The organism is Brevibacillus sp. FSL K6-2834 (genome assembly GCF_038592925.1).
In the GTDB taxonomy this organism is placed as follows: Bacteria; Bacillota; Bacilli; order Brevibacillales; family Brevibacillaceae; genus Brevibacillus; species Brevibacillus borstelensis.
Window position 1 is genome coordinate 2,364,438 of the sequence record NZ_CP151945.1, and the last position, 25,954, is coordinate 2,390,391.

A 25,954-nucleotide genomic window follows, 5' to 3' on the forward strand; every position below is an offset into this window, starting at 1 on the left:
TCAAAACCCCTGTCCACGTCCCTAGTCTTCTTTCACTTTATGAGACAAGGTGGGGAAGTATTCGCTTCTCTCGTACAATCGGGACCAGGCGATAGTGGTCAATCTGTGCACAAAAGGCAAGATCATCGGCAAAATGATGCTGGACCAGTCTTCTGCCCGTCGTCGTGTGGGGCAAAAGCTGCGGCAATCGGTCCGACAGATGCAAATAGCTGGCCCGGAGCGCTTCTCCCAAATCGCAGAGTTGAACCTGCGGCTGCAGCAGCTTTGCTCTGTGAATCATGAGGCCAGCAGCCAGACCGTCTTCGAGAGCAAATTCGGATCGTGTTCCGGCACAGTACAGGGTGATGTCCAGACGTTGTGACAGTGCGTACTGGATACAAGCGGTTGCGTTGAGAAAACAGCCGATCAACAGGGAGGAGGCACGTTCCGCTTTTTGGATCGCACGTGTTCCATTCGTGGTAGTGAGGATAAGAACGCTCCCTTTTTGCGAGTGGCCAGCCAGTTCGGTAGGAGAGTTGTTGTAGTCGAAGTCAGGGATTTTCCGACAATGTCTTTCACCGGCAAGAAAGCAGTTTTCTGTCCGCAGCGCGTTGGCCTGCCCGATGGTCTCTACGGGAACGACAACCGAAAAGCCGGTTCCCAGCGCGGTCACGATCGAACTAGACGCACGCAGTACATCGATGACGATGACGACGCGGTTGCCGATCTGATCGTAGCGAATTTCTTCAACGGTGGGAACGACATCTATTCGCACGTAGCGGCCCTCCTTTCGGCCATCATCGCGGCAGTGTCACCCCTCAGCCCCCTTCGCAGCGTCTCGACGGCTAATACGTCGGCACCAGCAATATTCCCCAGATTTACGCTGGCGCCCAGCGTCTGAATCAAGGCGACCTGCTGTTCCTTTTGGGGAGCTTCCCAGATTAGCCGGTCTGCCAGGGAGCCGGCGGACTTATGAATATCCAGCAAAAAGCTGGTCTCCACTTTTCCTTTCCCATCAAATACGCCTACCGTCCCACTCTCGCGGGCTTCTACGATCACGTAGCTGGCGCCTGCTAGAAGATCAGCCTCCAGTGTACGCAGCAGCTCGTCTTGCTCGGCACGGAAATCTGCCGATTTTTTGCCAAATTCCGAGTAGACGATCAGTCCGGCATCTGCCGCCGTACTGATCGCCCTTTTTCTGAGGTCGGCGGGGAGGGGGAAGGTTCCGTCGGAGATTTCGACCGCATTAAACCCGATTGCTTTCACTTGTTCGATATATGCCTCCAGAGTGGATTGGCAAAGGGCAATTTCAAAAAGGGTTCCGCCTGGCATGATGTGCAGATTCCACGTTTTGGCCTCTTCCACTTTTTGTTGCAGAAATTTGCCGGGGTAGAGGACGGATGTACCAAAGCCCAGCTTGTAAATGTCGATGTAAGGGGCAGCCAGCTCCATCAGGTCGTAAAATGCTGCGCGACCCATTCCTTTATCGATGACCATGGTTAATCCGGTCGCGCGTGGTTTGGGTTGTCTTCGCCGGGACGGGTCCGACCATCCATCGGGCCAGAAGGGAAGATCGCGGTTAAACATGGCTGTTTTCCTCATTTCTTCTAGGCGTTTGCTTTTAGTCTATGTGCGGGTGAGGTTGGGAGTGAGCCGCAAGCCTATAGGCGATTGCCCAGCTTTCAGTGATGAATCTGCCCGGGACGAGCATAGAGTGATAGGGAGGAGGGCGAGGAGTGATGTGGGAAAAAGCGATCATAGGGATGGCTACACTAAGAGTGATGTCTGGTACCATTGAAGTGCTGGCGGCCCTGTTTATTTTAAAAGTAAACGAGGTGGAGAAGGCGCTGCTGATCAATTCGGGACTTGCCATTGTAGGTCCGCTTGTACTGCTGTCGACTACGACAATCGGACTGATCGGCATGTCGGACCGGATCAGCTTCGCAAAAATCATGTGGATATTTGCGGGCATCGTCTGTATATTCATCGGGGTCAGAAAATGACGGATACGATTTGGCATTAGTAACCCTCCCGACTTTCGGGAACAATAGCGAAAGTAAACGGATAAAGGAGGGTTCCTCGTGCTTGAATCATTGGCTAATCGAATTTCGTATCTGCGCGGCTTGGCAGATGGGTTGGACCTGACACAGAACAGCAATGAGGGAAAGGTACTGTCGGAAGTAATTGAGGTACTGGACGAAATGTACGGTCAGTTCAGGGAATTGCACGCCAGGATCGAGGAAACCGAAGATTACGTAGAGGCAATTGACGATGATCTCGACGATGTGGAGTTGTACCTTTTCGGCGATGAGGATGATCTGTACGAGATGGTGGATGACTGTGACGAAGACGACGACAGCGTCCTCTATGATAAATTTGCGGATCAGGACGACGAGGATGCCTCCACTTACGAGCTGGATTCTGACGACAATGTGATAGCCTCTTATGAAATCGAGTGTCCCTCGTGCCATGAGATCATGTTCTTTCAAGAGGGGGAGGATGATGAAGGGTACCATCATTACATCATCGAACCCTATCCGCAGGACAGGCAATATGAACCGATCAATGCCACCTGAAAAACATCGAGCGAACAAATGGTGAACTGGCTTTCATCCGGACCGACCGGTATGGAAGCCGGTTTTTTTGTTTGAGAAATGATTGCGTTGATACGCGTAGTACTCGTGCGGTTCCCGCGACTTTCGCTAGCAAGCGTTTCTCTGGCGTTTTCTTGGCATAAAACTCGTCCAGACCCGCATAGGATGGAGGTAAGTCGACGTGGACAAAGGCTGAAGTGTCAAAGACACGAAGGAGGGATAAGTCGTGAACGAGATCATGGCGATTTTGCCGGCGACCATCCGCAGCATTCTGACTGCATTGCCCTCCGCCGTCAGAGAGCATCTGGAGGAAATCCGCCTACGGCAAAATCAGCCGCTGGAAATAAGATTTGGGCAGCAGTCGAGCTACGTGACAGCCGCAGGACAGCTGACAGCCAATGCCAGACAAGGGTGGACCTTCACTGAAGAACAGTCGGTCAAGCTGTTGAACCTGGTCAGCCAGCACTCTCTGTACACTCTGGAAGAAGAGCTGAAACGCGGCTACATCACTGTTACAGGGGGACACCGGATCGGCATTGCCGGCAAGGTCGTCCTGGAACGGGGAGAAGTAAAAGGGATTCGCGACGTTACCAGCTTTAACATCCGGATCGCTCGCGAGAAAAAAGGGACGGCACAGAAGGTCCTGCCCTATCTGTTCGAAAACGGACGAATCCTGAATGCCCTGATCATCTCGCCTCCACAGTGCGGAAAAACAACGCTCCTGCGAGATATTGCCCGCTCCATCAGCTATGGGAACGAATGGTCCTCCAGCCGCAAAGTGGGCATTGTGGACGAGCGTTCCGAGCTTGCCGGCTGCTTGAACGGTGTTCCGCAGCGGGATGTCGGCCCGAGAACGGACGTGCTGGATGCTTGCCCAAAAGCAGCAGGAATGATGATGCTGATCCGTTCGATGTCACCCGATGTCCTGATCGTGGATGAGGTGGGGCGGCCGGAAGACGGCGAAGCCGTATGGGAAGCCGTCCATGCCGGTGTTTCCGTAATCTGTTCTGCGCACGGCGCAGAGATCGAAGAGGTGGCGAGGCGTCCGGCACTGGGAAAATTGATTCAAAGCGGCGTCTTCTCCCGCTATTTTGTTCTGAGCCGCTCGAAGGGCGTAGGGACGATTCAAGGCGTCTACGACCGGAGTCTCGAACCGGTCGATAAGGGGGAGGTCGCATGGTTAAGCTGATCGGAGCCGTGCTGATCCTGTTCTCGGCTTCCATGGTAGGGTGGCAAATTGGTCGGTTTTATGCGTATCGTCCCGTGCAGCTCAGAGCCCTTCTCGTAGGGCTGCAGATGCTGGAGACGGAGATCGTGTACGGCCTGACCCCGTTGCAGCCTGCCCTGCTCAAAGTGGGAAACCGGCTGCCGACAGAGATTGGACAGCTGTTCCAGACCGCTGCGGGCAGCCTTCGCGAGGAGCGGGCACAGAACGCCGACGAAGCGCTCAGACTGGCCATCGATAGACACTGGCAGCAAACGTCGCTTCGCAAGCAAGAGCGGGATGTGTTGACCAGTCTGGGACAGGTGCTCGGATCATCTGATCGGGAAGACCAGCAAAAGCATTTGCGTCTCGCCGTTACACACCTTCGCGGGTTGGAGGAAGAGGCGCGAGCGGAACAAAACAGGTACGAGAAAATGTACAAAAGCCTCGGCTTCCTGTGCGGGTTGTTGGTCGTCATCCTGATGTTCTAAAGGCGAGGTGTTCACTGTGGATTTTGATTTGACACCTGTTTTTCAGATCGGGGCGGTGGGATTTATTACAGCCATTCTGCACACGGTTCTGAAGCAGGCTGGCAAGGAGGACATCGCACACTGGGCGACGCTGGTGGGGTTTATCATCGTGCTGTACATGGTAGCTCACTATGTCGGCGACCTGTTTTCCGAGGTAAAACGCGTCTTCCTGTTTAATTGAGGAGGGAAGGCGAATGGAGATCGTACAAATCGTCGGACTGGGATTGGTGGCTACGATTCTCGCGCTGGTCATCAAGGAACAAAAACCGATGTTCGCCTACCTGCTGGCCATCGCGAGCGGCGTTGTCATCTTTTACTTTCTGATCGGTAAAATAGCGGAGGTCATCAGGATTCTGGAGCGTCTGGCGGTACAAGCTGACCTCAATCTCGTATTTTTGGAAACCATCTTGAAAATCATCGGAATTGCCTATATCGCTGAATTCGGGGCACAAATGACCAGAGACGCCGGTCAGGGAGCCATCGCTTCCAAAATCGAGCTGGCTGGGAAAGTGTTGATTCTGATCATGGCCGTTCCGATCATTCAGATCATTATCGAAACGGTCATAGACCTGTTGCCGGCGTAGTTGGGGGAGGGGTGCAAGTGACTCGTGCGGGCTGGTCGCTCTTCTTGTTTCTGCTGTTTGTCTTCCTGCCGTCAACCTCTCTCTCGGCTGCCGTGACGACACCAGCACCTTCTGTCGATTACCTGATCAAGCAGCAGGTAGACGATTTGCAGGTTGACCGGGTCGAAAGGTTTTGGACAGAGCTGCAGCGCGATTACAAAGGGTATCTTCCTGATCTGCAGGCTCCCGGTTTTCTCCAGTTGTTGATGCAGCAGGGGGACTTTAGTCTCTCCGGGTTTCTCAAGGGCTTCGGCAAATTTGTTTTCCATGAAATTTTGATGAATGGCAAACTGCTCAGCTCGATCATCATTATTACGGTTTTTGCCATGATTCTGGAGACGATGCAAAACGCCTTTGAACGCAACACCGTGACGACGGTAGCCTATTCGATTGCCTATCTCGTGCTGATGGTGCTCGCCATTAACAGCTTCCATGTGGCCATCACGTACGCCAAAGAAGCGATCAGCGACATGTCCGACTTTATGCTGGCCATGATTCCTCTGGTCATCGCTCTGCTCGCTTCTGTAGGAAATTTGGCGTCAGCGACGATGTTTCACCCGCTCATCATCTTTCTCATCAATACCAGCGGGATACTCATTTCCTACGTCATATTTCCGCTCCTGTTTCTGTCCGCCATGCTGTCGATCGCAAGCCTCTTTTCGGAAAGATACCAGGTCACGCAGCTTGCTTCCCTCTTGCGCAATATTGCAATGGGAGCGCTCGGGTCCTTTCTTACCATATTTCTGTCGATCATCTCCATCCAGGGGGCTACGTCGGCAGTAGCTGACGGGGTAACCCTGAGGACGGCCAAATACATTACCGGCAATTTCATCCCGATTGTCGGCAGGATGTTCTCAGATGCGGCAGACACAGTGCTCAATGCTTCTCTTCTGGTCAAGAACGCAGTCGGATTGGCAGGGGTCCTGATTCTGCTCCTCCTGTGCGCATTCCCGGCCCTCAAGATCCTGATTTTGGCCATGATCTACAATCTTTCCTCCGCCGTCCTGCAGCCTTTGGGCAATAGTCCGATCATCGCGGCACTCGGAGCGATCGGGAAAAATCTAATCTTTGTCTTTGCGGCTTTGGCCACGGTAGGGCTGATGTTCTTTTTGGCCATCACCATTATCATTGCGGCGGGCAATATCTCCATGATGGTTCGGTAGGTGAAGCAGATGACATGGCTTACGCTCTGGCTGAAAAAGATCATCTTACTTGTTCTCCTGGCTGCGTTCCTCGACCTCATTTTGCCCAATACCAGCATGCAGCGCTACGTCAAAATGGTGATGGGACTGATTATTTTGATGACGATCATCTCCCCTGTGTTCGCCCTGTTTCAGCTCTCTCAGGATGATCTGGCGCTTAAGCTGGACCGCTACCAGGAGCAGATGAACCGGCCCTCCGACACCGAGTGGAAGCGCATCGCCGAGAGGCTGGCCGGAAAGCAGGAAAAGCAAATAGACGCCTACGTGCAAAGTCAGGTGGAGGCATCCATTCGAACGAAGCTCAAGGAGGATCACGGAGTGGAGGTAACGGCAGTCAAGGTTCTGTTGGACAACAAGAATGCAGACCAGGCAAAATTGCAGCGCATCGAGGTAGCGATCGCCCCAGAAGGGAGCAGCGGGGAAACAGCAAGCGCGATCAAGCCGGTCGAACCGATCGAACCGATACGCATCGAGGTAAACAGTCAAAGCCAGGGGCAAGAAGAAAAGGAGCTGCCGGCTGCTGCAAAGCAGAAAGATGCCCTGTCCAAACGGATTGCCAGTGATCTGGCAGCGCAATGGGGCTTAAGCGAGGATATGGTAGTCGTTACCAGGGATCAGGACAAGATTGAGAAGCGGTGACATGCAGTCGTTCAAGGTGAGGTGAGCAGGGGTGTTTGGGAAGCTGAAGCAATGGTTGGCCGCAGATTCAGATAAAAAGAAGCTGAAGCCGATCCACTATTTTATCGTCATATTGGGAATCGGGATGGCCATCATGATTTTGACCGATTTCCTGAATGTTGAACGCGATCAGCCGATGGGTTTCGGGATTGGAGGCAATGAACCGACCGGACCGCCTGGAACCGAACAGTCGGCGCCGATGCTCGGAGGAGCCAATCCGCCCGACATCATCGCAGAATACGAAAACATGTATCAAACGCAGCTGAAGGAAATATTGGCCAGCGTAGTTGGTGTGGGAGAGGTTGAAGTCATGGTCAATCTGGATTCGACGCCGGAGCTGGTCGTCGGGAAAAACACCAATACCCGTTCCTCTACCAATCAGGAAACGGACAAGGAGCGAGCCACGCGGAATCAAAATGACCAATCCCGCGATGAACAAGTGGTCGTGGTCCAGGGAGGCAAACAGGATCAGCCCGTTATCCTCAAAACGCTAAAGCCAAAGGTAAGAGGGGTTTTGGTGGTGGCAAAAGGCGCCGACAACATACAAGTCAAAGCGTGGATCACCGAAGCGGTTCAAAAAGTATTGGATGTGCCTGCCTACAAAATTTCGATATTGCCTAAAAAAGGTTAGGAGGTAATGACAAATGATGCTTCGCAAGCAAACGGTATGGTTGTTGACAATGCTGGCCGTGATGGTGGTCCTCTCGGGCTACTATTTGGTCAAAGGGCCGGACAGTCAAGTGTCGACGCTGGGGCAGCAACAGTTGCAGCAGCTGCAGCCTGAGCAGGACTCGCTTTCTGGTGTCGTGGTTGAGAGCAAACAGACAGAGACGCCAGCCACTGACGCAGCTCCTGTCGAGGGCAAGCCAAAAACGGAACCTGCGGCAGCAGATACGGCAAATGCCAACAAGGAGCAGCAGACAGATACCAAGGAAACGGCGACGCTGGCTGATACCCCGAGCGAAATTTTCACCGGGTACAAAATGAAGCGGGAAGCCCAACTCCAGCAGCAAAAAGACGAGCAGATGAGCATCATGGGCAGCCCGGATGCGACCCCGCAGGCAGTAGCAGAGGCGAAAGCGAAGTACGAAGAGCTCTCTACGATGGAGAGCGCCACAATGGCCGTAGAAGAAATGCTGAAAACAAGCGGCTACAAAGACGCTGTCGTGTTCACGCAAAATGACAAGGTGACAGTAATCGTGCAAAAAGACAAACTGGGCGCAGATGAAGTGGTGGACATCATCTCCAATGTAAAACAGCATCTGAACGTCCCGGCAACCAATATCACCGTACAATTCAAAGCTTCCTGACGAGGTACTAAGGATCATTGAAAACGGGCATGCTGGTAAGGGTTTCTCCTCGTTTTTCGCTGGAAATGAGGGGAAATCCTTTCTTGACGTTGGGGTGGTGACAAGCTACCATGATTGTTAGACCTCGATACATACCATACTCCCTGGTTATCTTTCGAAATGAAGGAGTGCTTACCTGTGTTCAAAATTCATGAAATCCGTGAAATTATCAAGTTGATTGATCAGTCGTCCATTAACGAATTCGAGCTTGAAATCGATGGAGCAAAGGTAACAATGAAAAAATCGGCCGGGGAAACCGTCTACGTTTCGCAACCGGTCGTACAGGCTCCAGTGGCTCCGGTCGCCCAAGCAGCGGCTCCCGTAGCAGCTGCACCGGCAGTGGCAGAAGCTCCTGCGGCGCCGGTTGAGGCTCCGAAGCCGGCAGCAGCAGCCGTAGATGAGTCGAACCTGCACAAAATCGTGTCCCCGATGGTGGGAACATTCTACCGTTCCCCTGAGCCGGGCAAGCCTGCCTACGTCCAAGCGGGCGACAAGGTGACCCCGAACAAGGTTGTTTGCATCGTGGAAGCGATGAAGCTGTTCAACGAGATCGAGGCAGAAGTATCCGGGGAGATCGTGAAAGTGCTGGTTGAGGATGGTCAGCTGGTGGAATACGGCCAGCCGCTGTTTTTGGTGAAGCCAGAATAGGTTGGAGGAGAGCGTAATGTTTCAAAAAGTATTGATTGCCAACCGGGGCGAAATTGCTGTCCGTGTCATTCGCGCCTGCCGCGAGTTGGGCATTCGTACGGTAGCTGTGTACTCCGAAGCAGATCGCGAAGCGCTGCACGTAAAATTGGCTGACGAAGCTTACTGCATTGGACCCACAGCATCGAAAGAAAGCTACCTCAACATTGCGAGCATCATGAGTGTAGCCACCAAGGTTGGGGCAGACGCCATCCATCCCGGCTACGGGTTTTTGGCAGAGAACGCCGACTTTGCCGAGATTTGTGCCGCTTGCAACATCACATTTATCGGGCCTGACCCGGAGGCCATCGTCAAGATGGGCGATAAATCCACCGCCAAGGATACGATGAAATCAGCCGGTGTACCGACTGTTCCGGGAACAGATGGCCTTGTCGAGGATATCGCCGATGCGATCAAGACGGCCAATGAAATCGGCTATCCGGTGATGGTAAAGGCAACCGCCGGCGGCGGAGGCCGCGGGATGCGCGTTGCTGTAGACGATGAGGATCTGGAAAAGGCGATCCGTCAAGCGCAAAACGAGGCGAAAACTGCCTTTGGCAACCCGGGCGTTTATCTCGAAAAATTCGTCGAAGGACCGCGCCACGTCGAAATTCAGATCATGGCAGATAAGCACGGCAATGTCGTGTATTTGGGTGAGCGCGACTGTTCCATTCAGCGACGCCATCAAAAATTGATTGAGGAAGCGCCATCTCCCGCCCTGAGCGAGGAACTGCGGAGAGAGATGGGGGAAGCGGCCGTAGCTGCAGCCAAAGCGGTAAATTACCACGGCGCAGGAACGGTTGAATTCCTTCTGGACAAACACGGGAAGTTCTACTTTATGGAGATGAACACCCGCATTCAGGTTGAACATCCGGTGACAGAGCTTGTAACCGGATTTGATTTGATTAAAGAACAGCTCACGGTAGCTGCAGGCCAGCCGCTGTCGTTTACACAGGACGACATCAAGCTGAATGGCTGGGCCATCGAATGCCGGATCAATGCGGAAAATCCGGTCAAGAATTTCATGCCATCCCCTGGGAAAATCACGACGTATCTCGCTCCGGGCGGATTCGGTGTGCGCGTCGACAGCGCCGCTTATACCGGCTATGTCATCCCGCCTTATTACGACTCGATGATCGCGAAGCTGATCGTCTGGGGCAAAGACCGCACGGAAGCGATCGAACGCATGAAGCGGGCGCTCGGCGAGTTTGTCGTGGAGGGTGTGCACACGACGATTCCGTTCCATCTCAAGGTGCTTGACCACGAAGTGTTCGCCAGCGGTCAGTTTGACACGAAATTCCTGGAGATTCATGAACTGAATCTGGACGAAGCTTGATTTGTAAAAGTGGAAGCTGCTTGTTATAATGGGTTACAAAACCATAGGGAGGTGCGAAGCGTGGAAGAGTTTACACCGGATCTAGAAAGAACAGAGCTTGGTAAGGTGCAGATCGCTCCCGAAGTCCTGGAAGTAATCGCCGGTATGGCTGCCTCTGAGGTAGAGGGTGTAGCACAAATGAGCGGTGGTTTCGTAGGTGAGATTGTCGAACGGCTCGGCCGTAAAAATATAGCTCGCGGCGTACGCGTAGAGGTAGGCTCGCGCGAAGCGGCAGTTGATGTATCGATTATCGTAAAATATGGACACCGTATCCCGGATGTCGCTCGAAATATTCAAGATAGTGTGCGCAACGCCATCGAAAGCATGACGGGTCTGTCGGTCGTGGAAGTAAACGTACATATTGTGGACGTAGAGCTGAAGCCCGAAGAAAAAGCGCCGGCTGCCGTGGAAGATTTCCAGCGCGTCCGCTAGTTCATCAGCAAGTTTGGATGCCCCCTATGCCTCAGGGGGCATTTTTCCTCATCTAAGAGTAACGGCCTCCTTGTTACCTTTGCACCAAAGGAGAGATGCTTGTGAATTTGTTTGACCGCTTTATCCTGACTTTGTACAGTTTTGCGCTGATCGTCCTCTCTGTCGGCGTGATCGGAGCCTCGAGCGGACTGATCCCAGCTGAATACATACGCCCCTATTTAGAGCAGCTGCTTGGCGGTTTCCAGCCTGCCTATCTGATCACGGCGGTGATTTTTTTAATTGTCAGCTTGCGGTTCTTTTTCAGTTCTTTCCGCCGCTCCAAGAAACCGAAAACGGAGAAGGGCATTCGCCAGCGCAGCGACTTGGGTGAAGTAAACATAACCCTGCAAACCATTCAGACAATCGCCGAGAGGGCGGCCAGAAGAGTGAAGGGGGTCCGCGATTTAAAGACTGTCGTACGGGCGCTGGAAAGCGGAAACACGATCACAGTCCGCGTCTCTGTCGACGGAGAGACGCCCTTGCCGGAGCTGACCCAGAAGCTGCAGACCGATATCAAGGAGCAGGTGGAGGGTATTGCCGGCGTCATCATCTCCGAGGTGGCGGTCGTTGTGACGGAAGTAGCCCAGCATGAGAATTACGCGGCTCGCAAACGAGTGGAATAGTAGGTGAAAGTCATGATATGGGAGTTGTTGTGGGAACACAAGGGGAAACTACTGGGGGTAGCCGCCGGACTTTTTTTCGGCATCATCTACCTTCTCGTCGGTTTTTGGGATACACTGGTGTTTGTCGTCTTTGTCTCCACCGGTTATTACATTGGACGCAAACTGGATCACAAAGAGGATTTGCGCGAAATTCTTGATCGTATCCTCCCTGGGAAGTTTCGCTAAGCGGGGCAGGGACCTCAATTTTATGAGTAGGTGAACGTGATGAAACGTAGGACAGCACGAGAAAAAGCAGTTCAATGCTTGTTTCAGATCGACATGGCAGATGTAAGTATGGAAGCTGCCCTCGAACTGGTTATGGAAGATAGCGAAGAAGACGCCTCTTACCTTCATTTTCTGGTAAAGGGCGTACTTGATCGTCTGCAAGAGATCGATGCCGAGATCCAAAAATATCTTCGCGGCTGGCGTCTGGAGCGAATCGCCAATGTAGACCGGGCCATCCTTCGTCTTGCATTTTTTGAAATCATGTTTGAAGAGGACATTCCGGATAAAGTGGCGTTGAATGAGGCGATCGAGATTGCCAAACTGTTCAGCGACGAACAATCTTATCGGTATATTAACGGCGTTTTGTCCAGTTATTTGAAAGCTCGCCAAACTGCGAACGCGTAGAGATGGGTGAAGCAGCATGACAAAGGTATTGTTGGGAATTGATACGAGCAACTACCGGACATCGTTGTGCTTGGCAGCGGAAGACGGCCGGATTGTGGCAGAAGCGAAACGACTTCTTCGAGTAAAAGAAGGCAAGCGTGGTCTGCAGCAATCAGAAGCCGTCTTTCAGCATGTGATGAACCTCCCCGAGCTGAGCAATGAGATGAGATGGACCGAATACGATATCGTTGCCGTCTGTGCAAGCGAAAAGCCGCGTCCGGTGGATGGCTCGTACATGCCGGTGTTTAAAGTGGGGGAAGGCTTGGCGAAGTCACTGTCAGCCTACATGAAGGTACCCGCCTTTTTGACGACTCATCAGGAGGGGCATATCGCAGCGGGCGAGTATACCGCAGCAGAGCGGCCGCGTGAAAACCGGTTTCTCGCGGTTCATTTGTCTGGGGGAACGAGCGAACTGCTCTTGTGCGAAAGAAAGGAAGACGGATACCAGATCGAGAAAGTGGGCGGAACGACGGATCTGCACGCAGGTCAACTGGTTGATCGGATCGGCGTGGCGCTGGGGATGTCTTTCCCGGCCGGACCACAGTTGGAAAAGCTCGCCTTGCAGGCGTCCGGAGATTTTCGCGTCTCCTCCTCAGTGCAGGGGAAATCATTCAGCTTCTCTGGACCGGAAGCGGCACTGTTGCGGGCGATTGAGGGCGGAAGCGTACCGGCCGCAGAGATTGCCAGGGCGACGGAGCAATGTATAGCAAGCACGCTGGAAAAAGTGCTCCGTCATGCCGTAGAGGAGGGTCTTCCTCGGGAAATTCTGATCGTTGGCGGTGTAGCGGCAAATCAGTACATACGAGAGCGGTTGACCAAGCGTTTGGAACATCCTGCCGTCAAGGCGCGCTTGTACTTTTGCGATCCAGTCTATTCTGGAGACAATGCGTACGGAGTGGCCATGTTGGGCTGGCAAAAACTAAAACACGAACATTAAACAATTGTTAACTTTATAAAATTCGGCTTTACATCATCTCCTTGAATCGGTACACTTAACGTAGTGATCCAAACGAAGGAGGGTTCTTCGCCATGGCAGCAACTATTTTGTATGGCAAGGAAATTGCAAAAGATATTCGGGAACAATTGGCTGGCGAAGTTGCAGAACTGAAGCAAAATGGAATCGTGCCGGGATTGACCGTCGTTCTTGTGGGAGATGATCCCGCTTCGCATTCCTATGTCAGAGGGAAAGCTCGCGGTTGTGAAGAAGTGGGAATCCGCTCGGAAATCATTTATAAGGACGCATCCATCACCGAAAAGGAATTGTTGGAGATCGTCTATCAATTGAATGAAAATCCGAACGTTCACGGCATTTTGGTACAGTTGCCGCTTCCGGCTCATATCTCTGAAAAGGCAGTCATCGAGGCGATAAGTTCGGAAAAAGACGTCGACGGGTTCCACCCGGTCAATGTCGGGAACATGATGATCGGATACGATTCTTTGCTGCCTTGTACAGCCAACGGTGTAGTCGAGCTGATCAAGCGCACTGGCATGACGATCGAAGGCAAACACGCAGTCGTCATCGGCCGCAGCAACATCGTCGGAAAACCGGTATCGTATTTATTGCAGCGAGAAAATGCGACGGTGACGATGTGCCACTCGCGGACTGTTGATTTGCCGTCCTACACACGTCAGGCAGATATTTTGATCGTCGCGGCCGGCAAGGCGCACATGATCGGAAAAGAGGACGTGAAACCGGGAGCAGTGGTGATTGACGTCGGGGTAAACCGCATTGAGAGCGGCAAGCTCGTCGGAGATGTCCGCTTTGATGAAGTAAAGGAAGTAGCGAGCTACCTCACACCCGTTCCGGGCGGTGTCGGTCCGATGACGATTACAATGCTGCTGAAAAATACAATTGAAGCGGCCAGAAATCTCGCCAGGTAGTTTCTGCAGACGATTACAGGTACAGCTACCACGAAGCATGCAGAAAAAACGGTTCAGGCGAGCGATTTTTGCGTCCGTGATGAAACTTACCAAAACGGGAGGTACGCATGACGAGTCGTCAAATTTTTTCAGTCAGCGACCTGAACCGCTGCATTAAGCAGGTGTTGGAGCAGGATGTCCGCTTGCAGGACATTTGGGTGCGCGGTGAAATCTCCAACTTTGTTCATCATACAAGCGGTCACATGTACTTTACCTTAAAGGACAGCCAGTCGCGGGTCAAGGTGGTCATGTTCGCCGGCTACAATCGTTTTCTTCGCTTTCTGCCCAAGGATGGAACCAAGGTGATCGTGCGCGGTTCCATTTCTGCCTATGAACGGGACGGCGCTTATCAATTTTATGCCAAGGAAATGCAGCCGGACGGAATCGGTTCTCTTTATCTTGCCTTTGAGCAATTAAAAGCAAAGCTTGCGGGAGAAGGGTTGTTTGCCGCAGAGAGAAAACGTCCGCTGCCAGCCTTTCCGAGAAGAGTCGGGGTAGTCACGTCGCCTACCGGAGCGGCCATCCGCGACATTTGCACGACGATCAGGCGCCGCTATCCACAGGCGGAAATCGTCTTGTCCCCGGCTGTCGTCCAAGGGACAGAAGCGCCTGCTTCCATCGTTGCAGCGATTCGGATTATGAACAGTCAGCCAGACATCGATGTTCTCATCGTCGGACGTGGAGGCGGGTCGATCGAGGAGCTGTGGGCGTTTAACGAGGAGCAGGTCGCCCGTGCCATTGCAGCTTCCTCGATTCCCGTCATTTCCGCAGTCGGGCATGAAACCGATGTCACAATCGCCGATTTTGTAGCAGATGTTCGCGCTGCGACGCCTACAGCGGCAGCCGAGCTTGCTGTTCCCCATTACCTCGAATGGCTGGAGCGGGTGAAGCAGCTGGACACCCGGATGAGTCGAGCGCTGCATGGACGGCTGGCCTCGGAGCGAAAGCGTCTGGAGGGACTTGCCCAATCCTATGCGATGCGGCGACCACAGAGACGGGTGGAAGAAGCGCAGCAACGGCTCGATGAGGTTTCCCTGCGGCTGGGTCAAGCGGTCAAACACCTGATGAAAGGACGCAGGGATCGGTACAATCAGCTGTCCGATCGGGTCAGGCGGTATCGGCTTACAGATGTGGTCGAACGACAGAAAAAGGCGATTGGGCTGAGCCGTGCCCGGCTTGACGAGTTGATGAAGCAGCGTCTGGTCAAGAGCAGGATGTCTTTTGCTTCATCCGTTGCGCAGCTGGATGCATTAAGCCCGCTGAAAGTCATGCAGCGCGGATTTTCGCTCGTGTACGCTTCCGGACAACTGGTAAAATCGGTTGAGCAATTTGCTCCAGGCGAAGAACTCATGTTACGATTAAAGGATGGAAGTGCTACTGCACGCGTGGAACAGATTTACCGGGAGGAGAAGCGAGATGGCACGGAAAAAGACGGACCAAGAGGCTGACATTCAGTTTGAAGAAGCGATGAAACGGCTTGAAGAAGTGGTGAATCGGCTGGAGGAAGGAGAGATTCCTCTGGAGGAAGCGATCCAGCTTTATCAGGAAGGCGTTACGCTCTCCCGAATCTGCGGCCAAAAGCTGGATGCGATCGAAGCCAAAATCACACAACTGATCGAAGAAGACGGCCAGCTGAAGCAAAAGCCGTTTCGTGTGGAGGGGGAAATCTGATGGCCGTATCCCTCCAATCCTATCTGGAAGAAAAGACAAGCTTCATCGAGCAGCATCTGACATCGCTGTTGGAGCGGGAGGGTGTTCCGGCTACACTGTACGAATCCATGGCGTATTCGCTGATGGCAGGGGGAAAACGCCTGCGCCCGATGCTGGTTCTGGCCGTTCTGGAAGCCCTGGACAAGCCCGTAAAGCGCGGCATCCCCTATGCGGCTGCTTTGGAAATGATACATACGTATTCGCTCATTCACGATGATTTGCCTGCGATGGATGATGACGACCTGAGGAGAGGCAAACCGACGAATCATAAAGTGTTCGGCGAAGCAACAGCAATCCTGGCCGGCGACGCCTTGCTGACGCGCGCCTTCGGTTTGATTGCCGAGCGGTATCTGAACGATCCCGATGTAAAGGCGGAGACGGTTGTACGACTGGTTGCGGAGCTTGGAAAACGGGCGGGAGCAACCGGCATGGTCGGCGGACAGATGGCTGATATTGAGGGCGAAGGCAAACAGCTGAGTCTGGCGGAACTGGAGTACATCCACAAGCATAAGACAGGCGATTTGCTGATTGCTGCGCTGCGGGGCGGAGGCTATTTGGCGGAAGCGACAGAGAAGCAGATGGATGCTTTGACCCAATACGGAAGAAACATCGGACTGGCCTTCCAAATTCAGGACGATATTTTGAATGTAGAAGGGGATTCCTCTCAGCTCGGCAAAGCCGTCGGAAGCGATGCGGATCGGCAAAAGGCTACCTATCCGGCGCTGATCGGCATGGATGAATCGAAGGCGCGTTTGCTGCAGCTTGTCGCCGAAGCCAAGCAAGTGTTGAGAAGCGCTGGAATGGATCACTCGGCCCTCATGCCACTGGCTGATTACGTCATGGAACGGAAAAAGTAAAAGACGCGGAGCAGTTGCTTCCGCGTCTTTTTTTCGTCATTAGATTGACAAGGTTGTTACACCTACAAAGCCTTGTCATCCACGCCGTCCAACCATTTTTTGATATCCCCGATCACGGAAGACACACAGCCGTCCTCAAACGGCGAATCCAGCTTCGCTACTTTTACCAGCTCGGTAAACGACTTGCTGCCGCCCTCCTTGCAAAGGGTAAGGTAATCGTCCCACGCCTCTGCCGGATTATGCTGGGCCCGCTTCCAGAATTGGAAGGCGCAGATTTGCGCAAGCGTATAATCGATGTAATAGAAGGGGTCCATGAAAATATGGCCCTGCTGTTGCCAGTACCCTCCGTTTTCGAGGAAATCATTGTCTTCATAATTGAGATGAGGCAGATACTTGCGCTCGATTTCGCGCCATGTCTGTTTCCGCTGCGCGGGAGTCATATCCGGATTTTCATAGATGGCGTGCTGGAATTCGTCAACCGTTACGCCGTAAGGAATGAACTGAAGCGCATCGGCGAGATGGGAAAACTTGTACTTTTCCGTATCTTCCTGAAAAAACAGCTCCATCCACGGCCAGGTCAAAAACTCCATGCTCATGGAGTGAATTTCACAAGCCTCATAGGTAGGGAAATGGTACTCCGGAACGGCGAAGTCCCTGCTCATGTAAACCTGAAAAGCGTGTCCGGCCTCGTGTGTCAAGACATCGATGTCGCCGGAAGTGCCGTTGAAATTGGCAAAGATATAAGGGAGTCGGTATTGGCTGATGTACGTGCAATAACCGCCTGTCGCTTTGCCCTTCTTGCTCAACAGATCCATGCAATCGTTCTCAAGCATGAAAGAGTAGAACTCCCCGGTTTCCTTGGAAAGCTCATTGTACATTCGCTTGCCGTTTTCCACGATCCATTCGGGAGAGCCCTTGGGCGTAGGATTTCCGGTAGCGAACTGGAACGGCTTGTCATAGTAGCGCAAAGTCTCCACGCCAATTCTTTCACGCTGTCTTTCATACAAGCTGCTGGCGACAGGAACGATATGCTCCAGCACCTGTTTGCGGAAGACGGCCACCATTTCTGCATTGTAATCCGTCCGATTCAGACGGGCATAGGCCAGCTCTGTAAAGCTTTGATAGCCGAGCTTGCGGGCGATTCGGGTACGCACCTTCACAAGCTCGTCATAGATGCGATCAAGCTCTTCGCCATGCTCGCGGAAAAAGCTGTAGCGAGCCTCGTGCGCTCTCTTTCTCATCTGCCGGTCGGTAGATGTCTGGAACGGGATCAATTGCGGCAGTGTCCGCTCTTCGCCCTCGAACTGAATGCGGGCCGAAGCGATCAAAGCCATGTATTGGCTGCTTAGCCGGTTTTCCTCCTGCAAGTCGAGAACCACCTCGGGAGAAAAGGTGCGAATCTTGGTTTCGGCGATGCGGAAGAGCTGCGCTCCCCATTTGGCCTCCAGCTCCTTGCGGAAACGGGACTGGACAATCGCCTCATAATACTTTGTCACCAATCCTTGATACTGTGGTCCTGCTTCATCCCAATAATCCTGTTCGTCCTTGTAAAACGAATCGGTTGTGTCGATCGTGTGTCTGATGTGAGAAATTTCACGTGCAGACTCTACCTCCTGACGGATCTCCTGGATGCGGAGCATCGCCTCGTCTTGCTCCTGCCAGGTGGACGCCCGCTGGAAGGCAGCAAGCTGCTCTTCAAATCGGGCTTCGATCGCTGCCAGCGGGATGCGTTCATAGTTGATTTGTGAAAAAGGTACTGCTGTGCTCATGGACGAAACCCTCCCATAAAAGGTTTGATGGATTGATTTTATTTTACCAGAAGCTGGACGCGATTTCTCTTGAAAACAGATGAAAGTGGAGTTTTTATGAAGAAACCGTTATAATGAAGCAAGCTAAATGAACCAAGGTTATCCGAAAGTGATTCGGATTGCAGCATACCCAATGACCCAAGAATGAGTGAAAGTGAGGAATAGTAATGCTGCTAACTAGCATCAACAATCCTCAAGATCTGAAGAAATGCTCATTGCCTGAGCTATACGCACTGGCAGACGAGATCCGACAGTTCCTTGTGGAAAACTTGTCCAAAACGGGCGGCCATCTGGCACCTAATCTTGGTGTAGTGGAATTGACGCTCGCCCTACACTATGTATTTAACAGCCCGGTAGATAAGTTGATTTGGGACGTAGGACATCAAGCCTATGTACATAAAATTTTGACGGGCCGGCGCGAAATGTTTCCGACGCTTCGCCAGTATAAAGGATTGTGCGGCTTTCCGAAAATGTGCGAAAGCCCGCATGACGTCTGGGAAACAGGGCACAGCAGTACGTCCCTGTCCGCCGCTATGGGAATGGCAACCGCACGCGATTTGAAAAAGGAAAAGAACCACGTCGTGGCGATCATCGGCGACGGTGCCCTGACTGGCGGTATGGCGCTGGAAGCGATGAACCACATCGGCCATGAAGGCAAAAATGTCATCGTTGTGCTCAACGACAATGAAATGTCCATCGCGCCAAACGTGGGTGCCCTGCACAATTATTTGGGCAAATTGCGCTCCGCGACCAATTACAAACGAGCAAAGGAAGAGCTTGAGCATTTGCTGAAATCGATTCCGGCGGTAGGCGGAAGGCTTGCCCATATGGCGGAGCGATTCAAGGACAGCATGAAGTATTTGCTCGTCTCCGGCATCTTGTTTGAAGAACTGGGCTTTACCTATATCGGTCCGATTGATGGACACAACATGGAGCTCATGCTCGACACCCTGAAAACGGCGAAACAGACGAAGGGGCCGGTGCTGATCCATGCCATCACCAAAAAAGGCAAAGGCTACGCGCCTGCAGAAGCGGATTCGGTCAAATGGCACGGTATCGGCACGTACAAAATCGAGTCTGGCGATACCCCGAAATCGGCACCTATGTATACGAAGGTGTTCGCGGACACGATGATCAGTCTGGCCGAAGAGGACGAGCGGATCGTGGCGGTAACACCGGCTATGCCCGCGGGCTCCGGTCTGATCCCGTTTGGCGAGCGCTTCCCGGATCGGCTGTTTGACGTAGGGATTGCAGAGCAGCACGCATGCACGTTTGCCGCAGGCTTGGCAACACAAGGCTTGAAGCCTGTCTTCGCGGTTTACTCGACATTCCTGCAGCGGGCCTACGACCAGTTGATTCACGACGTGGCCCGGCAAAAGCTGAACGTGATCTTTGCCGTTGACCGGGCAGGCCTGGTCGGTGCTGACGGGGAGACGCATCAGGGCGTGTATGACATCGCATTTATGAGGGCCATCCCGAATATGGTCATCATGGCGCCGAAGGATGAAAACGAGCTGCGCCATATGATGAAAACGGCGGTCGCGTACGAGGACGGTCCGATATCCTTCCGCTATCCCCGCCTAAGCGTCCGAGGCGTAAAGATCGATGACGAGATGAAGCCGCTTCCGATCGGAAAGGCTGAAATCGTCCGCGAAGGAAGAGACGTCGCGATCCTGTCATTTGGTCATATTTTCGAAATCGCGGAACACGCGGTGGAACAGCTCAGCCGCGAAGGGATCCATCCGATGCTGGTAAATGCCCGCTTCTGCAAGCCGCTTGATGCGGAGCTGCTGACCAGGCTGGCACGGGAAGGCTATGACCTCATTACAGTTGAGGAAGGCTCCGAGATGGGCGGCTTTGGAAGTGCTGTCCGTGAGTTTTTGGCTGAAGCGGGGTACCATCATATCCGAGTCAAAACAATAGGCGTTCCCGACTATTTCGTCGAGCATGGCAGCGTGAAAGAACAACGGCTGGAGGTCGGATTGACGGCTGAGCAAATCGTCGCCTGTGTCCGCGCATTTTTGCCCGTATCGAAAGGCGTTGTCGAGGCATGAAAAAGGAACGGCTGGACGTTCTGCTGGTAGAACGCGGATTGTATGACACCAGAGAAAAGGCAAAAGCGGCAGTAATGGCCGGTCTCGTACAGGTGAAAGGGGAGCGGTGCGACAAGCCGGGCACCAAATTTCCCGAGGATATTGCCATCACGGTAAAGGGTGAGGTTCACCCGTATGTGAGCCGCGGCGGATTAAAGCTGGAAAAAGCATTGAACATATTCGACCTCGTCATAGACGGCAAAGTCATGATGGATATCGGTTCCTCAACAGGCGGATTTACGGATTGCGCACTGCAAAATGGCGCGAGAAAAGTGTATGCGATTGATGTTGGCTACAATCAGCTCGCCTGGTCGCTGAGGAAGGACGAGCGGGTCGTGGTGATGGAACGAACGAATTTCCGTCACATGGACCCCGACAGCTTTGAAGATGAGCGGCCGGAAGTCGCTTCCATTGATGTGTCCTTCATTTCGTTGAAACTGATATTGCCGGTCTTGTATCGTTTTTTGGAACAAGGCGGCGACGTCGTTGCCCTCGTAAAGCCACAGTTCGAGGCAGGCAAGGAAAACGTCGGGAAAAACGGCATTGTTCGTGACCCGGACATTCACGAGGCTGTGTTGATCGACATTGGACAAGCCGCGATGCAAATCGGCTTTTCGTTGCACGGTCTTTCTTACTCGCCCATTACCGGAGGAGAAGGAAACATCGAGTTTTTGCTGCACGCAAAAAAGGCAGGCGGAGGCTTCGCTTCGGAGGAATGGCTGAAAAAGGTGAGTGAGACTGTGGCTATCGCTCACCGCGAATTGAAGTGAAAGTAGGACAAAAAGCCTCGATGCGGGAAGTCGAGGCTTTTTTTGTATGCATGAAAAGTTGTATACTTGTATAAGGATTTCCAACCGACGAAGTTTTGGGGTGGGCCATGTTGAAGACGTTTGGTATCGTAGCGAATAAAGGAAAACCTGAGGCCCGCATTGTGGCCAGAGAATTGGTATATTTGCTGGAGGAAAAAGGAGCCAGAGTCCTTCTGGATGAACAGATGGCTTCTTACGTAGGCAGAGGGGATATCGGGACAAGCCTGGAAGCGATCGGCTCTGAAGCTCAGCTTTTGTGTGTCCTGGGCGGAGACGGCACCTTGCTTGGCATCGCGCGCCGCTTGGCAGGACGCTCCTTGCCGATTTTGGGCATCAATCTGGGAACGCTCGGGTTTCTCTCGGAAGCCGACCCGGAGCATTTGCCCCACGCCGTCGACAATCTGCTTTCTGGACAATACTACATTGAAGAACGCTCCATGCTGGAGGCAGAGCTGGTCCGAAACAAATCCACGCTTGCCCGCTATACGGCGATGAATGACATCGGGATTGCCAAAGGGTCGTTCTGCCGCATTATTCAATGTGCGGTTTATTTGGACGATGTGTATGTGGCAACCTTCAGCGGCGATGGGGTGATCGTATCGAGTCCGACAGGCTCTACAGCGTATTCTCTATCTGCCGGCGGTCCGATTGTGGCGCCGAATGTCGATATGCTGCTGCTGACGCCTGTAGCGCCGCATTCTTTGACTGCCCGCCCGATGGTGCTATCGCCCAATCAGGTTATTCGGATTGAGGTGGATGCCATTCATCACGAAATGGGCTTGTCTATAGATGGGCAATTCGGATACAAGCTGGAGGGTGGCGATCAGATTTTCATCCGCAAGTCGCCATATGTGACCCCATTGGTCAAATGGAAAAAAGGCGGCTTTTTTGAAACAATTCGCACCAAATTACAAGGGGAATGGGAGTAATCGCATGAATAAAGGACAAAGGCATATTCGCATTCGTGAAATTATCGGAAATAACGAGGTGGAGACGCAGGATGAGTTGGTAGACCGTTTGCGCCAAGCGGGTTTTAACGTGACCCAGGCGACAGTCTCCCGAGACATCAAGGAGCTTCATCTGGTGAAGGTTCCGTTGCCGGATGGCCGCTACAAATACTCGCTCCCTGTCGAGCAGAAGTTCAATCCGATCCAGAAGCTGCGCCGCATGCTGGTTGATTCGTTTGTCAGCATGGATCACGCCGATCACTTTATCCTGCTGAAGACGCTGTCCGGGCATGCCAATGCAGTAGCGGAGCTGATCGACAATTTGCCTTGGGAAGAAATCATGGGCACCATCAGCGGCGACAATACCATTTTGATTATTTGCCGCTCCAAGGAAAACTCTGAAGAAGTGACCAAGCGGCTCATGGAAATGCTGTAAGGAGTGGGGAAACAGTATGCTGCTGGAGCTTTCCATACGCAATTTTGCGATCATCAAATCCGTAACCATTTCTTTTCAAAAAGGCTTAAACATTTTGACCGGGGAGACCGGTGCGGGAAAATCGATTATTATTGATGCGCTCGGCCTGCTGCTGGGAGGCCGGGCCTCGACTGATTTTGTCCGGTACGGGGAAACGCGGGCAGAAGTCGAGGGTCTGTTTGAGCTGCCCAGCGGCCATCCGGCCTTTTCGGTTTGCGAGAGCTTCGGTGTTCAGGTAGAGCAGGACAACACGCTTGTCGTCAGGCGCGATATTTCCAGTCAGGGAAAAAGCATCATCCGCATCAACGGACAGCTTGTCACCCTTGCCATGCTCAGGGAGCTGGGCCCCTGGCTGGTGACCGTCCACGGACAGCATGACACTCATATGCTGATGCAGGCGGACAAGCACATACACTGGCTCGATTCCTACGGCGAAAAAGAAATGGGATCGGCCAAACAGGAGTATGCACAGTTGTTTGGCCTCTATTCAAAGACGAGACAGGATCTGGAACGGATGTCCAAAAACGAACGGGAGCTCGTTCAGCGGATCGATCTGCTGCAATACCAGTTAAACGAAATCGAGGCAGCATCCCTGGCGCCCGGAGAGGACGAAAAGCTGCTTCAGCAGAGAAAGAAATGGATGAACATTGAGAAGGTATTTGCAGGCATCCAGGACGCCTACCGGGCCCTGCACGGCGACCAGCGCGGAAGCGAGTGGCTTGGACATGCCATGAGCGAGCTGGAACGAATTGTCTCCTATGATGATCAGTTGGGACCGATACTCGAGACGGTCCAAAGCGCATACTATCAGGTAGAAGATGCAGTGCACCAGCTCAGACAGCTCTCCGACCGGCTCGATTTTGAACCGGAGCAGCTTCAGGAAGTAGAGAGAAGGCTGGATTTGATCCAGACGCTGAAGAGAAAATACGGGAAAAATGTAGACGATATTCTGGAATATGCGGCAACGATTCAGGATGAATTGGACGAAATGCATCATTACGATGACCGTCTGCAGCAACTGGAAAAACGGCTGGTTGAGCTGGCTGCCGATCTCGCCGTCGAGGCACTGGAGCTGTCCATGATCCGCCGCAGCTGTGCAGACCGGCTTGCCAAGGAAATTGAGCAGCAGCTTCGCGAATTACATATGGAGCGCGCCCGCTTCGCCATCGATGTCCGGCAAATTCCCGATGAAAACGGGGTGGAAATCGAGGGAGCCAAATGGCGCGTCGATGCCAACGGAATCGATACCGTCGAGTTTTTAATTTCGCCCAATCCCGGAGAGCCGCTGCGCCCTTTGGCCAAAATCGCTTCCGGCGGTGAGCTGTCGCGGGTCATGCTGGCGATCAAGACGATTTTGGCCGGTACCGACCAGGTGCAGACCTTGATTTTCGACGAGGTCGATACAGGGGTAAGCGGAAGGGCTGCCCAAGCCATTGCTGAAAAGCTTGCACGTGTCGCGCTCCAGCGTCAGGTGTTGTGCATTACACACCTTCCGCAGGTAGCTTCTCTCGCGGATGCCCATTTCCTGATTCAAAAGGAGATGAGCGAGAACGAAACGATGACGCTCGTTCACAGCTTACGCGAGGAGGAGCGGGTCACCGAGCTGGCTCGCATGCTGAGCGGAGCCGAGGTTACAGCAAAAACAGAAGAGCACGCGCGCGAGATGATCACGCTCGGGCGACAACGAAAAGCTGCCAAGTAATCGGGCAGCTTTTTTGTTTGCTGTTGTACCGAAATGCGGAGCGTTTCAGGTAAGGTTTACGCAGCAAATAGCAATTGATACACCCATTGACAGCTCCCTGTCCACCGAGGTTTTCAGTGCTGTATTCTTGCGACTGGTGTTAGATTTTCCTGACATAATCCATTGCCGCGCAGGCAATAGTATAACTACACAAGGTGGAGGTGTTATCTGTAGGTGTAGGTAGGGAACGGTAGGAGTGATTGCTGGTGATCCGTCACAACAGAAGAAAATGGATGGGAAGTCTCCTTCTCCTTATCACGGCGCTTGTCGTGAGTTCCACCCCGTTCCACGACCTGTCTTCTTTTCCCCATGAATTACGCCTGATGGAAGGCTCCTTGAAGCAACTGCGCGTCTCTATGCCCGTCATGGGTACGTTGGTCAACAGCAACCCGGAAATTCTGCATGTCAATGGAACGGAAGCCCGGGAAGTTTCTGTGGATCTGAGTCAGCCAGTTTCGGTAGAACCGAAGAGGGCGGGAGAAGCCAATTTGCAGGTAAAGTGGCGCAACATCCCGCTGAAAGCGGTCAAGGTAAATGTGCTGCCTGATTTGCGGGTGATTCCGGGCGGTCAGTCTATCGGCGTCAAATTGCAGACTGCTGGCGTTCTTGTCGTTGGTCATCATCTGGTTGACACAGGAAAAGAAAAAGTCTCACCAGGGGAACAAGCGGGTGTACATGTCGGGGACAGTATCATTAAAATGAATGACTTGTACATCAATGACATGAACGATGTCAAAAAGCTGGTAAGTGAAGCCGGCGAAAAGCAGACACCTTTGCAGCTCCTCATCGTCCGGGGCAAAGAGAAAGTAAATGTGACGCTGAGGCCTGCTAAAGACAAGAAGGATGAGGAGTACCGGATGGGTTTATACATTCGTGATTCGGCTGCAGGTGTCGGTACGCTTACTTTTTACGAGCCGAATTCGAAAGCTTACGGAGCATTGGGCCATGTCATCTCCGACGTGGACACTGGACAGGCCATCGTTGTCGGCGACGGTCAAATCGTACGGGCGAGTGTGACCTCGATTGAAAAAGGGCAGAGCGGGAATCCGGGAGAAAAGTTTGCCCGTTTTTACAATGAAAGCGAAGTGTTGGGCAACATTACGAAAAATTCGCCGTTTGGCATATTCGGGAAAATGAACGAGGAGCCAAAAAGAAGCTTTTATCCCGAGCCCATTCCCATCGCTCTGGCCGAACAGGTAAAAGAGGGACCAGCCAAAATCCTTACCGTGGTAGAAGGTCAAAAGGTAGAAGAGTACTCCATTGAGATCGTGAATGTCGTGAAGCAGCATTTCCCTGCCACGAAAGGCATGATCATCAAGGTGACAGATAAGCGATTGCTCGAAAAAACCGGTGGGATCGTACAGGGAATGAGCGGAAGCCCGATTATCCAGGATGGAAAGATGGTCGGTGCGGTTACCCATGTATTTGTGAATGATCCGACCTCCGGCTATGGTTGCTATATCGAATGGATGCTGCAGGATGCAGGATTGCAGGTTCGTCCGGGACAGCAATCCAAACCGTCCGGAAGTGCAGCGTAAGCAAAGACGAGGTCGTCTCGCCAAAAGGTGAGCCGG

30 protein-coding genes are annotated in these 25,954 nt (G+C 52.9%); 27 read left to right on the top strand and 3 right to left on the bottom strand.

The window, feature by feature from the left end; all coding sequences use genetic code 11:
- Positions 1-37 precede the first annotated feature (37 nt).
- Together NST96_RS11675 and NST96_RS11680 are read right to left on the bottom strand one after the other, a co-directional pair.
- Complete coding sequence (locus NST96_RS11675) at positions 38-754, bottom strand: 2-phosphosulfolactate phosphatase (RefSeq protein ID WP_003387281.1); 717 nt, start codon at positions 752-754, stop codon at positions 38-40.
- Complete coding sequence (locus NST96_RS11680; RefSeq protein ID WP_122958425.1) at positions 745-1,566, bottom strand: phosphosulfolactate synthase; 822 nt, start codon at positions 1,564-1,566, stop codon at positions 745-747. Before NST96_RS11680 ends, NST96_RS11675 begins: the two co-directional genes overlap by 10 nt.
- A 152-nt stretch (positions 1,567-1,718) precedes the next feature.
- On the opposite strand from NST96_RS11680, the gene NST96_RS11685 reads away from it, so the two are divergent.
- From NST96_RS11685 to NST96_RS11785, 21 genes are all read left to right on the top strand, one after another.
- Positions 1,719-1,982 carry a YqhV family protein gene (locus NST96_RS11685; protein ID WP_003387278.1) on the top strand — a complete coding sequence of 88 codons (264 nt, stop codon included), beginning with the start codon at positions 1,719-1,721 and terminating at the stop codon, positions 1,980-1,982.
- A 78-nt stretch (positions 1,983-2,060) separates the two neighbouring features.
- Positions 2,061-2,555, top strand: a complete 495-nt coding sequence (locus NST96_RS11690) for a CD1247 N-terminal domain-containing protein (protein WP_031931800.1) — start codon at positions 2,061-2,063, stop codon at positions 2,553-2,555.
- 244 nt (positions 2,556-2,799) lie between these two features.
- Positions 2,800-3,762 (top strand): stage III sporulation protein AA, encoded by a 963-nt coding sequence (spoIIIAA, locus tag NST96_RS11695; RefSeq protein WP_003387276.1) that lies wholly within the window; start codon positions 2,800-2,802, stop codon positions 3,760-3,762.
- On the top strand, positions 3,750-4,268 hold the full coding sequence (gene spoIIIAB / locus NST96_RS11700) for a stage III sporulation protein SpoIIIAB (protein ID WP_003387275.1): 519 nt from the start codon (positions 3,750-3,752) through the stop codon (positions 4,266-4,268). The genes spoIIIAA and spoIIIAB overlap by 13 nt, the downstream gene beginning before the upstream one ends.
- Before the next feature lie 16 nt (positions 4,269-4,284).
- A complete protein-coding gene (gene spoIIIAC, locus NST96_RS11705; RefSeq protein ID WP_003387274.1) occupies positions 4,285-4,488 on the top strand; it encodes a stage III sporulation protein AC in 204 nt (67 codons plus the stop codon).
- A 13-nt stretch (positions 4,489-4,501) separates the two neighbouring features.
- Complete coding sequence (gene spoIIIAD / locus NST96_RS11710; RefSeq protein ID WP_003387273.1) at positions 4,502-4,891, top strand: stage III sporulation protein AD; 390 nt, start codon at positions 4,502-4,504, stop codon at positions 4,889-4,891.
- Positions 4,892-4,908: 17 nt separating this feature from the next.
- Positions 4,909-6,093: a stage III sporulation protein AE gene (gene spoIIIAE / locus NST96_RS11715; RefSeq protein WP_342406410.1), complete on the top strand. Its 1,185-nt coding sequence runs from the start codon at positions 4,909-4,911 to the stop codon at positions 6,091-6,093.
- A 9-nt stretch (positions 6,094-6,102) separates the two neighbouring features.
- Entirely contained in the window at positions 6,103-6,771 is a 669-nt protein-coding gene (spoIIIAF, locus tag NST96_RS11720) for a stage III sporulation protein AF (RefSeq protein WP_031931802.1), read from the top strand.
- A 31-nt stretch (positions 6,772-6,802) separates the two neighbouring features.
- Positions 6,803-7,441 (top strand): stage III sporulation protein AG, encoded by a 639-nt coding sequence (gene spoIIIAG, locus NST96_RS11725; protein ID WP_342406413.1) that lies wholly within the window; start codon positions 6,803-6,805, stop codon positions 7,439-7,441.
- Between the two features lie 13 nt (positions 7,442-7,454).
- Complete coding sequence (locus NST96_RS11730) at positions 7,455-8,120, top strand: SpoIIIAH-like family protein (RefSeq protein WP_003387268.1); 666 nt, start codon at positions 7,455-7,457, stop codon at positions 8,118-8,120.
- A 177-nt stretch (positions 8,121-8,297) separates the two neighbouring features.
- Positions 8,298-8,807: an acetyl-CoA carboxylase biotin carboxyl carrier protein gene (gene accB, locus NST96_RS11735; RefSeq protein WP_003387267.1), complete on the top strand. Its 510-nt coding sequence runs from the start codon at positions 8,298-8,300 to the stop codon at positions 8,805-8,807.
- 16 nt (positions 8,808-8,823) lie between these two features.
- Positions 8,824-10,179, top strand: coding sequence for an acetyl-CoA carboxylase biotin carboxylase subunit (accC, locus tag NST96_RS11740; protein ID WP_024984902.1), 1,356 nt, complete (start codon positions 8,824-8,826; stop codon positions 10,177-10,179).
- Between the two features lie 60 nt (positions 10,180-10,239).
- Positions 10,240-10,650, top strand: a complete 411-nt coding sequence (locus NST96_RS11745; RefSeq protein WP_003387265.1) for an Asp23/Gls24 family envelope stress response protein — start codon at positions 10,240-10,242, stop codon at positions 10,648-10,650.
- Between the two features lie 95 nt (positions 10,651-10,745).
- Positions 10,746-11,312 (top strand): alkaline shock response membrane anchor protein AmaP, encoded by a 567-nt coding sequence (amaP, locus tag NST96_RS11750; RefSeq protein ID WP_171506318.1) that lies wholly within the window; start codon positions 10,746-10,748, stop codon positions 11,310-11,312.
- Positions 11,313-11,324: 12 nt separating this feature from the next.
- Positions 11,325-11,537 carry a DUF2273 domain-containing protein gene (locus NST96_RS11755; protein WP_003387263.1) on the top strand — a complete coding sequence of 71 codons (213 nt, stop codon included), beginning with the start codon at positions 11,325-11,327 and terminating at the stop codon, positions 11,535-11,537.
- Positions 11,538-11,576: 39 nt separating this feature from the next.
- Complete coding sequence (gene nusB / locus NST96_RS11760) at positions 11,577-11,981, top strand: transcription antitermination factor NusB (protein WP_003387262.1); 405 nt, start codon at positions 11,577-11,579, stop codon at positions 11,979-11,981.
- Between the two features lie 16 nt (positions 11,982-11,997).
- On the top strand, positions 11,998-12,957 hold the full coding sequence (locus tag NST96_RS11765) for an O-sialoglycoprotein endopeptidase (protein WP_024984903.1): 960 nt from the start codon (positions 11,998-12,000) through the stop codon (positions 12,955-12,957).
- Between the two features lie 92 nt (positions 12,958-13,049).
- Positions 13,050-13,901: a bifunctional methylenetetrahydrofolate dehydrogenase/methenyltetrahydrofolate cyclohydrolase FolD gene (gene folD, locus NST96_RS11770; RefSeq protein WP_003387260.1), complete on the top strand. Its 852-nt coding sequence runs from the start codon at positions 13,050-13,052 to the stop codon at positions 13,899-13,901.
- A gap of 107 nt (positions 13,902-14,008) precedes the next feature.
- The gene (gene xseA / locus NST96_RS11775; RefSeq protein WP_003387259.1) at positions 14,009-15,388 is read left to right on the top strand and encodes an exodeoxyribonuclease VII large subunit; all 1,380 of its coding nucleotides are present in this window, start codon (positions 14,009-14,011) and stop codon (positions 15,386-15,388) included.
- Complete coding sequence (locus NST96_RS11780; RefSeq protein ID WP_003387257.1) at positions 15,357-15,611, top strand: exodeoxyribonuclease VII small subunit; 255 nt, start codon at positions 15,357-15,359, stop codon at positions 15,609-15,611. Before xseA ends, NST96_RS11780 begins: the two co-directional genes overlap by 32 nt.
- A complete protein-coding gene (locus tag NST96_RS11785; protein WP_243014070.1) occupies positions 15,611-16,507 on the top strand; it encodes a polyprenyl synthetase family protein in 897 nt (298 codons plus the stop codon). The genes NST96_RS11780 and NST96_RS11785 overlap by 1 nt, the downstream gene beginning before the upstream one ends.
- A 62-nt stretch (positions 16,508-16,569) precedes the next feature.
- Here NST96_RS11785 and NST96_RS11790 read toward each other — a convergent pair whose 3' ends face one another.
- Positions 16,570-18,276 (bottom strand): M3 family oligoendopeptidase, encoded by a 1,707-nt coding sequence (locus NST96_RS11790; RefSeq protein ID WP_342406422.1) that lies wholly within the window; start codon positions 18,274-18,276, stop codon positions 16,570-16,572.
- Between the two features lie 206 nt (positions 18,277-18,482).
- Here NST96_RS11790 and dxs point away from each other — a divergent pair, with 206 nt between their 5' ends.
- The 6 genes from dxs (at position 18,483) to spoIVB (ending at position 25,918) form a co-directional block, all read left to right on the top strand.
- Positions 18,483-20,369: a 1-deoxy-D-xylulose-5-phosphate synthase gene (dxs, locus tag NST96_RS11795; protein ID WP_024984905.1), complete on the top strand. Its 1,887-nt coding sequence runs from the start codon at positions 18,483-18,485 to the stop codon at positions 20,367-20,369.
- Complete coding sequence (locus tag NST96_RS11800; protein WP_172920381.1) at positions 20,366-21,178, top strand: TlyA family RNA methyltransferase; 813 nt, start codon at positions 20,366-20,368, stop codon at positions 21,176-21,178. Before dxs ends, NST96_RS11800 begins: the two co-directional genes overlap by 4 nt.
- A gap of 110 nt (positions 21,179-21,288) precedes the next feature.
- Positions 21,289-22,146 carry an NAD(+)/NADH kinase gene (locus tag NST96_RS11805; RefSeq protein WP_024984906.1) on the top strand — a complete coding sequence of 286 codons (858 nt, stop codon included), beginning with the start codon at positions 21,289-21,291 and terminating at the stop codon, positions 22,144-22,146.
- Between the two features lie 4 nt (positions 22,147-22,150).
- A complete protein-coding gene (gene argR / locus NST96_RS11810; protein WP_031931805.1) occupies positions 22,151-22,600 on the top strand; it encodes a transcriptional regulator ArgR in 450 nt (149 codons plus the stop codon).
- A gap of 16 nt (positions 22,601-22,616) precedes the next feature.
- A complete protein-coding gene (recN, locus tag NST96_RS11815) occupies positions 22,617-24,341 on the top strand; it encodes a DNA repair protein RecN (RefSeq protein ID WP_003387245.1) in 1,725 nt (574 codons plus the stop codon).
- A 245-nt stretch (positions 24,342-24,586) separates the two neighbouring features.
- Entirely contained in the window at positions 24,587-25,918 is a 1,332-nt protein-coding gene (gene spoIVB, locus NST96_RS11820) for a SpoIVB peptidase (protein ID WP_003387243.1), read from the top strand.
- The last annotated feature ends 36 nt before the right edge of the window (positions 25,919-25,954 follow it).